At 68.5% G+C, this 15,254-nt stretch carries 14 protein-coding genes; 2 read left to right on the top strand and 12 right to left on the bottom strand.

The window, feature by feature from the left end:
• Window positions 1-38: 38 nt before the first annotated feature.
• The 10 genes from ACFQ9K_RS31905 to ACFQ9K_RS31860 form a co-directional block, all read right to left on the bottom strand.
• Complete coding sequence (locus tag ACFQ9K_RS31905; protein WP_378725020.1) at window positions 39-1,583, bottom strand: phospholipase C; 1,545 nt, start codon at window positions 1,581-1,583, stop codon at window positions 39-41.
• Between the two features lie 204 nt (window positions 1,584-1,787).
• Window positions 1,788-3,191, bottom strand: a complete 1,404-nt coding sequence (locus ACFQ9K_RS31900; protein ID WP_378725022.1) for an MATE family efflux transporter — start codon at window positions 3,189-3,191, stop codon at window positions 1,788-1,790.
• The gene (locus ACFQ9K_RS31895) at window positions 3,192-4,271 is read right to left on the bottom strand and encodes a PLP-dependent cysteine synthase family protein (protein WP_378725024.1); all 1,080 of its coding nucleotides are present in this window, start codon (window positions 4,269-4,271) and stop codon (window positions 3,192-3,194) included.
• Window positions 4,268-5,608, bottom strand: a complete 1,341-nt coding sequence (locus tag ACFQ9K_RS31890; protein WP_378725026.1) for an alanine racemase — start codon at window positions 5,606-5,608, stop codon at window positions 4,268-4,270. Before ACFQ9K_RS31890 ends, ACFQ9K_RS31895 begins: the two co-directional genes overlap by 4 nt.
• Window positions 5,599-6,576, bottom strand: a complete 978-nt coding sequence (locus ACFQ9K_RS31885) for an ornithine cyclodeaminase (protein ID WP_378725028.1) — start codon at window positions 6,574-6,576, stop codon at window positions 5,599-5,601. Before ACFQ9K_RS31885 ends, ACFQ9K_RS31890 begins: the two co-directional genes overlap by 10 nt.
• Window positions 6,573-7,223: an ABC transporter ATP-binding protein gene (locus ACFQ9K_RS31880; protein WP_378725030.1), complete on the bottom strand. Its 651-nt coding sequence runs from the start codon at window positions 7,221-7,223 to the stop codon at window positions 6,573-6,575. The genes ACFQ9K_RS31885 and ACFQ9K_RS31880 overlap by 4 nt, the downstream gene beginning before the upstream one ends.
• Complete coding sequence (locus ACFQ9K_RS31875) at window positions 7,220-8,047, bottom strand: ATP-binding cassette domain-containing protein (RefSeq protein WP_378725032.1); 828 nt, start codon at window positions 8,045-8,047, stop codon at window positions 7,220-7,222. The genes ACFQ9K_RS31880 and ACFQ9K_RS31875 overlap by 4 nt, the downstream gene beginning before the upstream one ends.
• Before the next feature lie 37 nt (window positions 8,048-8,084).
• Window positions 8,085-8,906, bottom strand: coding sequence for an ABC transporter permease (locus ACFQ9K_RS31870; protein WP_378725034.1), 822 nt, complete (start codon window positions 8,904-8,906; stop codon window positions 8,085-8,087).
• Entirely contained in the window at window positions 8,899-9,912 is a 1,014-nt protein-coding gene (locus tag ACFQ9K_RS31865; RefSeq protein ID WP_378725036.1) for an ABC transporter permease, read from the bottom strand. Before ACFQ9K_RS31865 ends, ACFQ9K_RS31870 begins: the two co-directional genes overlap by 8 nt.
• The gene (locus tag ACFQ9K_RS31860; protein WP_378725038.1) at window positions 9,873-11,480 is read right to left on the bottom strand and encodes an ABC transporter substrate-binding protein; all 1,608 of its coding nucleotides are present in this window, start codon (window positions 11,478-11,480) and stop codon (window positions 9,873-9,875) included. Before ACFQ9K_RS31860 ends, ACFQ9K_RS31865 begins: the two co-directional genes overlap by 40 nt.
• A 140-nt stretch (window positions 11,481-11,620) precedes the next feature.
• On the opposite strand from ACFQ9K_RS31860, the gene ACFQ9K_RS31855 reads away from it, so the two are divergent.
• Window positions 11,621-12,754 carry a hypothetical protein gene (locus ACFQ9K_RS31855; RefSeq protein ID WP_378725040.1) on the top strand — a complete coding sequence of 378 codons (1,134 nt, stop codon included), beginning with the start codon at window positions 11,621-11,623 and terminating at the stop codon, window positions 12,752-12,754.
• Window positions 12,755-12,760: 6 nt separating this feature from the next.
• Here the strand turns inward: ACFQ9K_RS31855 and ACFQ9K_RS31850 are convergent, their stop codons facing one another.
• Together ACFQ9K_RS31850 and ACFQ9K_RS31845 are read right to left on the bottom strand one after the other, a co-directional pair.
• Complete coding sequence (locus ACFQ9K_RS31850) at window positions 12,761-13,711, bottom strand: AEC family transporter (RefSeq protein WP_378983967.1); 951 nt, start codon at window positions 13,709-13,711, stop codon at window positions 12,761-12,763.
• A 3-nt stretch (window positions 13,712-13,714) separates the two neighbouring features.
• On the bottom strand, window positions 13,715-14,404 hold the full coding sequence (locus ACFQ9K_RS31845; protein ID WP_378983964.1) for a TetR/AcrR family transcriptional regulator: 690 nt from the start codon (window positions 14,402-14,404) through the stop codon (window positions 13,715-13,717).
• 96 nt (window positions 14,405-14,500) lie between these two features.
• Here ACFQ9K_RS31845 and ACFQ9K_RS31840 point away from each other — a divergent pair, with 96 nt between their 5' ends.
• Window positions 14,501-15,181, top strand: a complete 681-nt coding sequence (locus tag ACFQ9K_RS31840; RefSeq protein WP_378726757.1) for an NAD(P)-dependent oxidoreductase — start codon at window positions 14,501-14,503, stop codon at window positions 15,179-15,181.
• Window positions 15,182-15,254 lie beyond the last annotated feature (73 nt).

Genomic DNA, 15,254 nt, shown 5'->3' with positions numbered 1-15,254 from the left:
CGAGAAGTGGCCCAGCCCCCGCCAGGGCTGGGCCACTCTCATGCCCGAACCAACCCGCTCGGCTTGCGCCGGCTTCCGGGTTGCTGTGTCGGCATCGAATTCGGCGGCACCGGATAGGGAATCCCGGTGGTCGCCGTACCCAACGCGATATTCGGGCCGCATTGGGCGACCGCGGCATCCATTTTCGGTTTCGGATCCGGCAGCACCGGTTTCGCGATATCCGGGGCCGTGCCGAAATCGAATGTGGAGGTCATATCGCCGGTGACCCCGCGTCGCCACGCGGTCACGTTCGGCACCTCCACGCCGAACCTGGTTTCCAGCAGTCGCAGCTGTGAGGTGTGGTCGAAGGTCTCCGAGGCGACGAGGCCGCCCCGGGTGTAGGGCGAAATCACCAGCGCGGGAACGCGATAGCCCAAACCTATCGGACCGGCGATGCCCTTCGCGGCGGACACGCGGTCCAGCGGCACGGTGAGGAACTCGCCCGGGGTGCCCGGCGGCGGCGTCGGCGGGGTGACGTGGTCGAAGAAGCCGCCGTTCTCGTCGTAGCTGATGATCAGCGCGGTCTTCTCCCACACCTTCGGGTTCGAGGTGAGGATGTCCAGCAGCTGCACGATCCCGAACGCGCCGAAAGCCGCTGGCAGCGCTGGATGTTCGCAGTTCAGCAGCGACGGGATCACCCAGGAGACCGCGGGCAACGTGTCGTTGGCGACGTCGGCCTGAAAGTCGTTGGGGTACACCGGGGCCAGGCCACGGCGCGCCAATTCCGAGTTGGGGTCGGCGGATTGGGTGAAGCAGCCGAGCATGCCGTCGAGGATCACCGAGGACAGCGGGCCGACGTCGCGGTTGTTGTAGACCTTCCAGCTGACCCCGGCCTCGGACAGGTTCTCCGGGTAGGTGCGCCAGCTGTAGACGTGCTGCGGGATCATCGCCGGGGTCTCCACCAGCGGACCGCCGGCCAGTCCGTCCGGATCGATGGTGCCACTGATCCAGTACAACCGGTTCGGGTCGGTCGGGCCGAGCACCGAGCAGTGGTAGTTGTCGCAGAGGGTGAAGGCGTCGGCGAGCGCGGTGTGGATCGGAATGTCTTCGGGCAGGTAGTAACCCATCGCCGCGGGCGCGTTCGCCGGGCCGACGCCGGCCACCGACATCGGCATCCACCGGTCGTTGCGGCCGCCGTTCCAGGCCTCGTGCATGCCTGCCCAGGAGTGGTCCGGGTCGTTGATGCATTCGCCGTCGAGGCTCGCGCCGCGAGTGGTGTCGAGCCGGAACGGATTCACGAAGCCGTCCGGGCCCGGCCCGGCGCCCGGCGCCCAGCCGTACTGCCGCCAGGCCGGCGACGCCTCGCCGAAGCCGCGCACGCCGGACAGGGTGCCGAAGTAGTGGTCGAACGACCGGTTCTCCTGCATGAGCAGGACGAAGTGCTCGATATCGCCCAGGCCGCCCATCCCGGCGGGGTCGGCGGCATAGGCACGCTCGATGATCGGGTTGGCCCAGGAGGCCAACGCGCCCACCGCACCGGCCGCTGCCGCCTTCGCTAGGAATTGTCTGCGATTGAGTCCGCTGAACGGCCCCGCTGCGCACATCTGTTCGGCCGACCTTTCCGCCAGGGCTGTCGAGCACCGTTTCACGATCCGCGCCGACCATACCCGACGTGCTGCGACGCCGCAGAGAAAGATCGTTTAGCCGAGTCGCGAAGTGAGCAGAACCACGATGTGGGCGGCGATTCCTGAATGGTTGCCCACCGAAATGTCGCACCGTTCTGAGTGTTTCACCCCTTTTGCCCGCTTTCACCGAATCGATGGCACGGATTCCGGAGTGGGCCTGACCATGTCGGCGACGCCGCGCTGAAACCTGCGCCACACCAGCAACGCCGTGGCGCCGAAACCAAGGCACAGACCGAGCCAGATACCCGGTGCGCCCCAACCCAGCCCGAACCCGAAGCCGGCCATGGCGGGCACGCCGATCGCGAAATAGCCGATCAGCGTGCTCTGCATGCCCGCCCTGGTGTTCCCGATGCCGCGCAGCAGGCCGATGGACAGGTTCTGCGAGCCCTTGCAGTACTGCTGAATGATCGCGAACCACAACAGGGTCGAGGCCGCGGCGATGACGGCGGCGTCGTCGTGATGCGAGCCGAGGAACGGCGCGAGCACCGCCGCGGGGAACAACACATATCCGACGCCGATCACCGTCATGAACGCGAAGCCGAGGGTGAACGTGCGGCGGGCGATGCCCGCCACCGCGTCTCGGTCGTCCTGGCCGATCGTGCGACTCACCAGGATCGAAGAGCCTTGGGACAGACCGATATTGACCTGGTAGACGATGTAGGCGAGCTGGTTGACGATATTGCCGGCGGCCAGCGCGACCGGCCCGAGGCTACCCATCAGTACCGCGGCGATGGAGGTGATCGCCGCCTCGGCGCCGTAGGTCAACGAGATCGGGGTGCCCAGCCGGACGATGCGGGTGACCGTCGCCCGGTCGGCTCGCCAGGCGCGCAGGGACAACAGCTCGCCGAGCAGTGGATCGCGGCGGACGGTGCGCAGGTAGAGACCGAAGGTCCAGAGCTGAACGAGCGTGGTGGACAGGCCGATTCCGGCCAGCCCGAGTTTCGGTACGCCGAGCCAGCCGAAGATGAACAGCGCGTTGAGCAATACGTTGACCCCGATCGAGAGCAACGTGACGCGCAGCAGGGAGCCGGCCCGGCGCAGGCCGACGGCGAACTGCCGCAACACGTTCAACCAGAGCATGGGGATCAGGCCGGGGGCGAGCGTCCACATGATCGGGCGGGCCAACCGGAGCACCTCGGGATCCTGGCCGAGCCAGCGCAGCGCGTACCCGAGGATGATCAGGATGAGCGCGCCCGCCGTCGCGGTCACCGTGGCCACGAGTGCGGCGGCGCGAACCAGCCCGCGGATCTCGGCGCGCGCCTGGTCGTCGATATCGGCACCGCCGGTGCGTTTTTCGCTGCCGCCCGCCGCCTGAGCGATCAGGTTGCCGACACCGGTGATCATGCCGACGCACATCGTGCGCAGCTGGTTGTAGAGCAGCAGCGCGAGGCCGCCCGCCGCCACGGCGGCGATGCCGAGCAGGCCCATCATGGCCAGGTCGACGGTGGTCAACGCCACCTGGGCGAGCTGGATGCCGGCGATCGGGGCGGCCAGCGCGATGATGGCTCGATACTGTCGCACGTCCATCTACGCTCCCGCCCGCTCGACGGCCGCGAGCCGGACCGATTCGTCATATGCCCGGCAGAGTCTGATGATTCGCTGCTGGGCCGCTTCGTCATAGAGGCCCCGTGCACGCAGCCAGTCGTCGTCGTACACGGTGTCGAGGTACTTCTCCCCCGCGTCGCACACCAGCACGACGACCGTGCTGCTCGCGGGCAGGTGGACGAGGCGGCGTAGCGCCACGTGGATCGCGGCGCCGCCGGTGCCGCCGACCAGGATGCCGGTGCGGCGCGCGACCACCCGGGCGGTGGCGAACGCGTCGATGTCGCGGACCCGGCAGTCCTCGTCGATGGCCTCGTATTTCACGTTGCCGCCCACCGGGAATCCGGCGGGGCTGCCCGCGCCGGTCTGCCAGTAGCTGCCGCCCGCGCCGCCGAAGATGATGGAGCCGGTGGGCTCGACGCCGAGCGAGTAGACGCGGGATCCGAGCCGGCGCAGCTCTTCGACTGTGCCGCAGAGGGATCCGCCGGTGCCGACGGCGCCCACCAGATAGTCGACGTCGGTGTTGAGGTCGGACAGCAGTTCTCCGGCGAGGTCGTGGTAACCCGCGTTGTTGTGCGGATTGTTGTGCTGATCCGGGCGATACGCGCCGGTGCGAGCCGCGATCTCGGCGGCGACGCGCCGCCGCTCCACGGTGCTCGGTCCGCCGGTGCTGCCGCTGTCGACCGAAACCAGTTGGGCGCCCATCGCTTTCATAGCGCGCAGCTTGTCTTCGGCGGCGTGGTCGTCGACGACCGCGGTGAAGGTGTAGCCGCGTTCGAGGGCCATCAGGGCCAGTCCGGTACCGGTGTTGCCGGAGGTCGGTTCGACGATGTGGCCGCCGGGGCGCAATTCGCCGCTGCGTTCGGCGTGCAGCACCATTTCCCGGGCCATCCGGACCTTCGCGGAGCCGGTCGGGTTGAACTGCTCCAGTTTCAGCAGCAGGCGGGTGCCGGTGCCGGTGCGGATGAGTTCGAGCAGCGGGGTGGAACCGATCAGCTCGGAGGCCGTGCGGACGACGTTTTCGCGCAGCCGCGGCAGTGGGGTGGGCAACGTACGCGCGGTCATTTGTCCAAGCGCCACCGGAACCGGCCCTCCTCGTGCGTGATGACTACCTTGGGCGGTAACGGCAGCTGGTGGAATTCGCTTTCGTTCTTGTCCATCTGGTAGCCGGCGGTATTCGGGTACAGCAGCAGGTCGCCGTGCGCCGGGCGCTGTGGCAGTGGGACTTTGCGCCAGGTGAGCATGTCGTATTCCATGCAGCTGGCGCCGCCGACGCAGCTCGCGATCGGCGCCGCCGCGGGATTCGGGTTGCGGGGCACCAGGATCGGGTCCGGCAGGAACTCGCTGCCCTTCCACTGCTCGGAGACGCTCATGCTGAGTCCGTGCACGGTGGTGATGCCGTAGTCGGCGTTCTGCTTGTAGCCGAGCACCGGGAACACGGTGCAGCCTGCGTCGATGAGCAGGGCCCGGCCGGGCTCGATGAGGAGCCGAATACCGTTGTCACGCAGATGATTCGCGAGCGTTTTCCGGTCGAATGTGGTCGTGAGGATGGCGTCGAGCATGTCGGCGCCGGTGGGGCCTTGCGCGTACGGATAGAACGTGTCGAACTGCTTTCCCGCGTGAAACCACTCGTCGTTCCGGTGGGCGCGGAAGTCATTCCAGTCGTCGTCCCGGAGATAACGGCAGGCGAAGCCACCGCCGATCGAGAGCGTGGTGATCGGCAGGCCCCGTGCTTTCGTCTCGGCACACAACCGGATCAGGTCGTAGGCGAGTTCGGCCCGCGGCGCGACCGCGTAGCCGTCCAGGTGGAACGAGAACCCGATCAGTTCGATCTGCGGACGCGATCGTGCGCACAGCTCGATCGCGGTGCCGAGATCCGCTGCCGAGAAACCGAAGCGGCTGTGCGGGGCATTCGGCGGTAACCGGCGCAGCAGCACCCGTACCGGGCCCGCGCCGCGGGCGATCTCGGCGAGCCGGGCCAGCTCGTCGAGCGCGTCGATGGCGATCACGCAGTCGTGCCTGGCGGCAAGTCGCAGCAGCGCATCGGTTTTGGCCGCACCGGTCACCCCGATGTCGCGGCCTCGGATTCCGTTGGCCAGTGCGTGCACGAGTTCGGGCTCGCTGGCGACATCCACGGCCCCGTCGAGGTCGGCGATCGCCGGTAACCAGCAGCCCGCCTTGTTCGCCTTCTTGCCGTAGTAGACCTGCCCGCTGACCCCATGTCCGGCAAGCGTTTTCTGGAACGACCGGAGGTTGTCCGCGAACTGTTCCGGATAGACCAGGTGGAACGGCCCGCCGACCGCGTGCCGGATGTCGAAGAGCAGCTGCCGGTCCGCGCGTACCCGCCGCTGCCATTCCGGTTCCAGCGCGGGCAGTTCGATCAGTGCGGTGTTCAGGACCACAGTTCCACCCGCTGTCCGCGTCCGGCCGCGACCGCGCGGGTCGCCAGCGCATGGGCGACCGGGATATCGGTGATGATCATGCCGCTGGCGAACGCGAACACTCGGTCGCCTGCGCTGGTTCGCCCGGCGGCCTTGCCTGCCACGATCTCCGGCAGTTCGGCGTCGATGACCGGCTGACCGTCCGGTCCGGCGAGCCGGGTACCGGTGACGCCGAGTTGTCCTGCGCTGGTGGCGATCGCGTAGTCGGCGGCGCGCAGGGCGCCACTCTCGACGCCCTTGCTTGCCACCGAGATCAGCAGTCCACCCGGCGGCAGCCACTCGGTGCGCACCTTGGGATGCGCGGCCCGGCCGGAGGCGACGACGACGATGTCGGACTCGGCGACCGCGGCCGGCACGTCCTCGACCAGCTCGATGTCCCGGTCCGGGAACCAGCGGTGCAGCGCGGCCACACTGTCCGCGATGCCCCCGGGGTGGGTACCGAACAACCGCAGCCGCTCGAGCTGCGGCAGCGCGGTGAGCAGGTACGGCAACGTGTTTCGACCCTGAACGCCGGTGCCGAGCATGAGCGCGCTGCGCGCGTCCGTGCGGGCGCAGTGTTTCGCGATGATGGCGGTGGTCGCCGGCGTGCGGGCGGCGCCGACGCGCTGGCAATCCATGAACGCGAACGGCAATCCGGTGGTGTCGTCGTACAGGCTGATCGTCGTGTAGTACTTGTCCGCGCTCTCGCTGCCCTGCCGGTAGGACGTCTTGAAGCCGAGGTGCTCGAGCGAACTGTCGTAGCCGAGCATCGAATACGACACCGCGTCGCGTTCGGGCTTCGGGATCGGCAGCATCAGCTTCACCGGGCAGCGGGACTCGCCGCGGGCGAAGGCCAGGTAGCCGTCCTCGACCAGCTCGATCACCTCGGCGGGAGGCAGGTCGATGTCGGCCAGGTCGGTGCGGGTGAGGATGTGCAGTGCGTTACTCATAGAACTCCGATGTCGTCGAGCGAATCGTGCGAAAGGTTGTCGCCCAGGTGCACGATTCGATCCGTGCACACGGCGAGCAGGGACAGGTCGTGACTGATGAACAGCACGCCGACACCGGTGGCGGCCAGGCCGGTCACGGTGCGGGCGACGGTGGCCGTGGTGGCCGGGTCGAGCATCGAGGTCATCTCGTCGCAGAGCAGGTAGTCGGGTTTCGAGGCGAGGACCCGGGCGACCGCCGCCCGCTGCAATTGGCCCTCGGAGACCTGCGCGGGATAGCGATCGAGCAGATCCGTGGTCATGCCGACGGAGCCGGCGACGGCGTCCCAATCCACCGGTCCGCGCGCCAGTTCGGCGATGGATTGGCGCAGCTTCAGCCGCGGATCGCAGGAGCGGCGAGGCGACTGGAACAGCATCGCGATCCGGCCGGTTCGCCGCCGGGGCAGCGGTGCGCCGTCGATGACGACGCGGCCGCGATCCGGTCTGCGCAGCCCCGAGAGGACATAGGCCAGCGTCGTTTTGCCGGTGCCCGACGGCCCCGCCAGCCCGACCACCTCCCCGTGACCGATCTCGATGGACACGTCGGTGAGTACCCGGCGTCCGCCGAGCCGGACCGAAATGTGCTGTGCGGCAATTGATCGTTGGTTCATGACGGGCCATATCGGTAGTCGGCGGGCAGGTTCACCAGCTCCGGTGTGCTGAACGGCAACGGGGACAACCCGTTCTCCGGCAGCGCGGCGAGCAGGTCTCTCGTGTACCGCTCCGCCGGGCTGTCGAGAATCGTTCCGGCGCTGCCGGATTCGACTATCCGAGAGGCGTGCATCACCGAGAGGTCGGTGCAGATCCCGGACGCCCGCAGCGCGGTGAGATCGTGCGTGACCAGCAGGACGCTGCCGCCGTCCGCGGCGAACTCGCCGAGCAGTCGCAGGATCGCCGCCGCCCGCTCGGCGTCGAGCGCCGAGGTCGGTTCGTCGGCGATGATGAACGCGGGGTCCCCCGCCAAGGCGAACGCCATCGCCGCGCGTTGCGCCATGCCGCCGGAGAGCTCGTGTGGATACCGCTGCAACGCGGCGGCTTCCAAGCCCACGCGGGTGACGAGTCCGACCGGATCGTGCGCGGTGCCGAGCTGCCGGATCGTCTCGGCCAGTTGCGATCCGATCCGCCGGACCGGCGTGAAGTAGGTCATCGCCGAGGGCGGCACCCAGGCCACGGTGTGGCCGCGCGACGCCCAGATCTCCCGGGTGCTCAACCTGCGGTCGTCGAGTTCCAGCGATACCTCGCCGGTCAGGTGTGCCCGCTCGGGCAGCAGCCCGGTGATCGTCGCGGCCAACATCGACTTGCCGGAACCGGATTCGCCGATCAGCCCGTGCACCGTCCCGCGCCGCACCACCAGGTCCGCCGCGGTGACGGCGTGCACCGTACGACCGGGCGTCAGCGGTATGCGCACCGTGACCTGCCGGAGGGTGAGGGTCATCGCGAAACCTCCTGCTGAACAACGCATTCAACCGGGATCATGCGGCCACCCCCTGGAGTGCGCGTACCCGCTGCTGCCAGTGCCTGCCGAGCAGTGACACCGCGAGGGTGACGAGCACCAGCACGCCGGCCGGAAAGACCAGCAACCACCAGTCGCCCAGCAGGATCGAGGCCTGCGCGTCGGACAGCAGCGTGCCGAGCGACGCGCGATGCGGCGGCAACCCGACCCCGAGGGAGGACAACGTCGACTCGTGCCAGATGGCGTGCGGGATCAGCAACACCACCCCGATCAGCGCCTGCCCCATCGCCACCGGAACGAAGTGCCGCCGGACGATCCGCCACCGCGGCAGGCCGCGCAACTGTGCCGCCTGCACGAATTCGGCGTGCCGCAGCGCGAGCACCTCGCCGCGCACCACCCGGGCGATCGACGTCCAGTGCGTGAGCACCAGCGAAACCACGATGGCGAGCACCGATCCCCGATACATGGCCACGATCAGCAGGGTGAGCAACAGGCTCGGCAACGAGTTCACCGCGTCCACCAGCCGCATCGCGATCCGGTCCCACCAGCCGCCGAACGCCCCGGCGCTCACCCCGATCAGCACGCCGAGGATCGCCGAACAGAGCGCCGTGGTCGCCGCGATGAGCAGCGAGATCCGCATGCCCTGCGCCACCCGCACGAACACGTCGCGCCCGGCGTTATCGGTGCCGAACGGGAATTCCAGGCTCGGCGGGCGCCTGCTGATCGAGAAGTCCACCAGCACGTCGTCCACCGGCCGCAGCAGCGGCACCAGCGTGGCGTACAGCACCGCGAACACCAGTACCCCGACCGCGAGCACGAGCACCGGCCGCGCCCTACCCATCGGCGTCGATCCGCGGGTCGATGAGCACCGCGGCGGCATCGGCGGCCAGGTTGCCGAGCAGTACCAGCGCGGTGATCAGCACGGTCAGGATGGCCAGCAGCGGAAAGTCCACGCTGCGCGCGGCGGCCACCGTCGCCGAGCCCAATCCCGGCCAGCTGAAGATGGTTTCGACCACGGTGGCGCCGACCACGAGTTCCGGCAGCCGCGCTCCGCACAGCGCCAGGAACGGCACCACCGCGACTGGCAGCACATGCCGGAGGGCGATGACCCGCCAGGGCAATCCGCGCGCCCGCGCGCCCTTGACCGCGTCGCTGTCCAACGTGCGGGCCACCGTCTCGCGCAGGCCGAGCACCAGCCACGGCAGTTGCGTCACACCGAGCAGTACGGCGGGCAGCACCAGGTGCCGGGCCGTCGAACCGGCGGTCACGCCACCGCCAGGATCGGTCAACCCGGCAGCCGGGAACCAGCGCAGCGTCGAGGCGAACAGCAGCACCGCGCCCAGCGCCAGCACGAACGGCGGAACAGCCTGCAGCACAACCGCGGCCGCGCTGATCGTCCGGTCGATGAACCCGCCGCGCCGCAGTCCCGCCCAGGCGCCGAGGATCGCCGCGAGCACCAGGGCGACCGCCCCGCCGAGCACGCCGAGCAGCAGGCTCCACGGCAGCCGCTCGGCCAGTACCTGCGTGACCGGCTGCCGATACGACCGTGATTCGCCGAGCTGACCGCGCAGGAGGTCACCGATCCACGACCACCACGCGTCGAACCAGTTGCGCTGCAACCCCAGCCGGTCCCGCAGCGCCGCCCGCTGCGTCTCGGTGAACCCGTCGCCGTGCGCGCCGAGGTATGCGTCCAGCGGGTCGAACGGGCTGGCCGCGGCGAGCGCGAACACCGCGAGCGAGACCAGCCCGGTCAGCGGGACCGCCACGGCGAGCCGGCGAACGATCAACCTGCCTGCCCTGCCGCGCATCACCGGGTCCAGCGGGCGAGCCCGTACCACGGCCCCCACGCGACACCGTGTGAGTGCGGTTCGAGCGCGGTCGGGGTGACCCGCCAGCCGTTGTCCCGCATGACATAGACGTGGTTCGTGGTGACCAGTGCGAGCATCGCCGGGTCGCGGTGGTACTCGGCCTGCACGTGCCGGTACAGCTCGGTTCGCCGCTGCGGATTCGCCTCCCCGCGTGCGGCATCCAGCAGTTGGTCGATCTTCGGGTTCACGTAGTCGGAAGCGTTGTCCCACTTCGACCCGGCTCCCGGCGCGGCATAGCGGGAGTGCAGTTTGGTGTAGAGCTGACTGTCCACCGTGTACGGCTGGCCGCCGCCACCGAGCAGGAACGCGGTCTGCGCCAGGTACTGCGGGGTCATCCGCTGCTTGTCCACCGCGACCGGGGTGATCTCGATGCCCACCTTCTTCGCATCGGACACCACCGCCATCGTCAGGTCCCGGCGCAGCACTTCCGTTGGGTAGTAGGCGATCTCGAAGCTGGCCCGGCGGCCGTCGCGCGCCCGGATGCCGTCCGGGCCGATCCGCCAGCCCGCCGCGTCGAGCACCCGCTCGGCCTCGGCCCGGTCGTAGCCGAAATCCTGTGCCGGGTCGTAGATATCGCCGTACACCCGGTTGATCAGGGTGGACATGGCCGCGCCGTGACCGCCGAGGATGTGCTCGACCATCCCCGGCCGGTCCACCGCGAAGTTCAGCGCCTTGCGCACCGCGGGATCGCCGGCCACCGGGTTTCCGGACGGCAAAGTGATTGCGCGCCAGTCGTTCGCCACCGCGGGCACGACCCGATAGCCGTCCTTGGCCGCGGCGTCGGCCAACTCCGGCGGCAGCACGGTGCCGTCGGCGCCGTCGCGCAACTGACTCGCGCGGGCGTTGTCGTCGTCACTGCGCCGAATGACGAACTTCCGCACCCGTGCCCGCTCGCCCCAGTAGTCGTCACGCGCGGCGAGTACCACCTGGTCCGGCCGGGATTCGGTGAGCAGGTACGGGCCCGTCCCGATCGGATGCCGATTGAGCTCGGCCCGATCGGCGGGCCCCGGCTGCGCAAATGCCTCCGCGGGCGCGATCGCCAGGAACAGCCGGTGATCGAAATCGGCGTACGCGCCGGTCAATTGGAATTCGACGGTGTCCGGCCCGATCTGCTCGGCGCGGCGCAGGAAGTCGTAGTCCGCGGCGATCGGCGCGGCGAACGCCGGATCGATCAGCGAGTTATAGGTCGCCACAACGTCTTCCGGGCCGAACGTGCTGCCGTCGGAAAAGGTCACGCCGGTCCGGGTATGCACCCGCCACCGCGACAGGTCCCCGTTCACCGGCTCCGGCGCGCCCACCGCCAGCACCGGCACGGCCGCCGGTATCCGGTCGGTTACCCCCTCCTCGATCCGGTACAGGCTCTCGAAGATCTTCGATTCCCCGTTTTTCCCCTGCCCCAGCAGCGGACTGAAGTCGCCCAGCTCCTCGGTGTCGATCACCACGAACTGCTCGGGATCCCCCGACGTCTGCCCCGGCGCCGAACATGCCGTCAGTCCGACTACGAATGCCGTTGCGGCAGCACACATCCCGATCCGAAATAAAGCCATGCTCAGCATCGTAGACTACTGGTAATGATTTTCATTAGCATTATCAGTGAAATCGGACACATGCACCGAGCCGGGCGCGACATACCCATCGGCAGGGCGGATACCGATCACACGGCTAACCTCGAGCTAATCTCCTGCCTGTGCCGATCCGGGATGCGGTCTCACGCGTGGTGCCGAGAGGGAAGCTGCTGCTGTGGCTGACCGCCATTGCCCTGTCCCTGCTGCTCGCGGCCGGCACCGTGTACTCCTGGACGCACGCGGGCAGCAGGCACGCGCCGGTCGCGGAGATCGGCACGACGATCTCCAGCTATGCCGAGGCGGAAACGGTGGTGACGCCGCACCTGCCGAAGGACGCGGCGGTCCCCCGGCTGTCTACCGGCGTGCTGCTGAGCTCGCTGCAATTCGTCAACGCGCACAACGTCAAGGCCACCGGGCACATCTGGCAGCACATACCGCCGAACTTCCCGGACAACATCGAGATCGGCGTCCAGCTGCTCGAGGCCGAGGACCCACACTGCCCCAAGAAGGTTTTCGAGTATCCGCTCGGCGCGAATCGGGTGGTCGTCTGGTCGTTCTCGACGATCATCCGCCAGCAGTTCAACTACGAGGACTATCCGCTGGATCATCAGGACATCTGGCTGCGCATGCGCCCGGTCGACATGATTCATCAGGTCCAGCTGGTGCCGTCGTTCGAATCGTTCCCGCCGTGGGACGCGCGGGCGCTGAACGGCCTGGACCCCGGCCTGGTGTTCGGCGACTGGGAACCCGATTACACGGTGTGGAGCCTGAATCGCCAGGAATACAGCATGCTGGCCCATCCCGGCCTGGCCAATACCGACGAGCTGTACTTCAATGTCGGCGTCAGCCGCGGCCTACTGGGACCGCTGCTCGGCCGGATCGTGCCGGTGCTCTTGCTCGCCGTGCTGATGTTCCTATCGCTGTTCGTGATCACCACCGACCCGGACCGGCGGCCGATCTCGGGCTTCACCGCGTTCGCGATCATCACCTTCTCCGTGTCCACCGTGCTCGTGGTCGCGGTCAACGACAACGCGGCCCGCACGGAGATCGGCGCGTCCGGCATCTCCTACATCGAGTACTGGTATTTCACCCTGTATGTGATGACGCTGCTCGTCGCGCTCAACGCGACGATGCTGTTGCACGGCGCCTTCGGTAAGGCGATCGCGTGGCGGGACAATCTGCTGCCGAAGATTCTGTTCTGGCCGTTGTTCACCGGGATCATGTTCGCGGCGACCGTGGGCTACCTCGGGCTCTGAACTCGGCTAGCGGGCGACCAGCAACCACACAGGCAACAGAACGAGCGCCAGCAGCGAGGTCTTGGCCACGATCGATGCGGCCAGGTCGACGTCGGTGTCGTAGCGCTGGGCGAAGATGAACAGATTCTGCGGCGCGGGCATCGCGGCGATCAGCACCAGATACGTCAGCCAGGTCCCCTGAATATCGAACAGGTACTTGCAGATCAGCAGGGCGAGCAGCGGGAAGGCCAGGCACTTGAACGCGATCAGCGCGTATTCGTCGCGCAGGACGCCGCGCAGTCGCAGTCCGGTTCCGCCGAGGTGCAGGCCGAGGGCGAACAGGGCCACGGGCGCGGCGGCGTGGCCGGCGAACGACAACGCGTCCAGCAGCCAGCGCGGCACCGGCACCTGCGCGACGTTCGCGCCGATGCCGAGGTAGCAGGCCACCACGATCGGCGTCGCCAGGGCCGAGAGCACCCCGCGCAGCACCGCGCCGCCGGCCGGCTGGTCCGGATCGGCTTGTCCCGCACCGAATTCCAGCACCGCGATGACGACCACGGTGAGCACACAGACCTGCAGCAGAATGATCGGGAAGATCGGCGCGACGTCGCCGAACAGCAGCACGAACACCGGAATCGCGAAGTAGGTCGTGTTGACCTGTACACCCGCCATGATGCGCAACGCGACGCCGCGCGCATCGGCCCCGCTCACCCGCCGTGACCACAACCCGACCGCCACCATGCCGAGCAGCGCGGTGACGAGATACGCGGCGATGGCGCGCGGATCGAACAGCCTGCCCAGCTCGCTCGAATAGAGCGAGCCGACCAGGTAGCACGGGATCGCGAACAGAAAGGCGAACTCGGAGAACGCCTTCGACGCCTCCGCGCCGATGATCTTGCGCCGGGCGAAGACGACTCCGGCGCCGAATACCAGCGCCACCGGCGCCAGTTTCCCGGCGGTGGCGACCAGATCGCTCACCGGCTACAACCCGAGCGAGCGGACGAGGTCCAGCATCTCGTCGTGGAAAAGCTTTGCCGGCTCCCGGGATTGGGGCACGAGGTGGCCGTAGACCTCGAGCGCGATCAGGCCGTGCATGCGGCCCCACATGCGCAGCGCGAGGGCGAGGGCGGCGGGCGGCAGGTCCGGGAAGCCTTCGCGGACGTGCTCGACGAGACCGGGGTCGAACTCCGACCACGTTGTGTCGCCGCGGGTTTGGCGCCGTTTCGCGTGCGGCCAGGCGGCGGCGGTCAGGCCGACCAAGCCGGTGCAGGCGCGCAGTTCGGCAGCGGCGGCGGGACCGCCCGGCGGCGCCTGGTAGCCCGGGACGGGATCGCCGTAAATGAGCCGGAACTCGGCCGGATGGGCGATGGCCCAGTCCCGCACGGCCTCGCCCCAGGCGACGATGCGCCCGGCCGGGTCGTCCGCGGGGATCGCGTCCCGGGCCGCCTCGACCTGGTCGAGCAGTGCGGTGTAGACGTCGGAGATCAGGGTGCTGATCAGGTCGTCGCGGGTGGCGTAGTAGCCATAGATCGCGCCGGCGGTCATGCCCATGTCGCGGGCGATGGCGCGCAGCGAGATCGCGTCCGGGCCGCCCTCGGCCAGCAACCGCAGCGCAATGTCCTTGATCTCGCCGGACGCCTGCTCGCGCATGCGTGCTCTGCGACTCCGCACCTCCACCACGGTTGACACTCTACAGCGTTTGGCTACTATCTCCCGTGTCGTAACTGAACGGCGTGTAGTAAATGAACAACGTTTAGGGAGTAGATCGTGGAGATCGGGATATTCGGGGCGACGGGGGTCATCGGCGGTCGGGCCGTCGCGGAGGCGACGCGGCGCGGACATCGGGTGACCGCGTTCAGCAGGGACGCCTCGCGGTTCCCCGGCGAGCGGGGGAATGTGGCGTGGCAGGTCGCGGACTGGCTCGACGCGGACAGCATCGCGGATGCGATCGGCGGTCTCGATATGGTGATCAGCGCGGTCAACGCCGGGCACGGCATCGCCGACACCATCACCAACGCACAGCGTTTCGTCGTCGGGGCCGAGGCGATGGTCAGCGCGCTCGCGCGACATCCGCGGACCCGGGTGATCGCCGTCGGCGGCGCAGGCAGTCTGGAGGTCTCCCCCGGACTGCAACTGGTCGACACCGGCGCGGCGTTCATCCGCACTCTCACCGAGGATCTCGCGGTTCCCGCCGAGTATGTCGAGGTGGTGCGCGCGTTGCGCTCGGCGTTGCACGTATATCGGCTGTCCAATCGGCATTGGACCTATGTCAGCCCGTCCTCGGGGCGGATCGAGCCCGGTGAGCGCACGGGTCGTTTCCGGGTCGGCGGGGACCAATTGCTCATCGGCGGGGCCGGCGATCTGTCCGCCGAAGATCTCGCGGTCGCGCTTCTCGACGAGGTCGAGCAGCCGCGGTTCCTCCAGCGGCGGTTCACCGTCGGCTACTGAAACCTGTCGTACCCTGCTGTCACAATGGATTCAGGTCGGACGTCGATCGAGTTGTTGCCCAACGTAATTGGCA

The sequence above is a fragment of the Nocardia sp. NPDC056564 genome, from assembly GCF_042793755.1.
Taxonomy (GTDB): Bacteria; Actinomycetota; Actinomycetes; order Mycobacteriales; family Mycobacteriaceae; genus Nocardia.
This window is presented reverse-complemented; position numbering and strand designations above follow the sequence as displayed.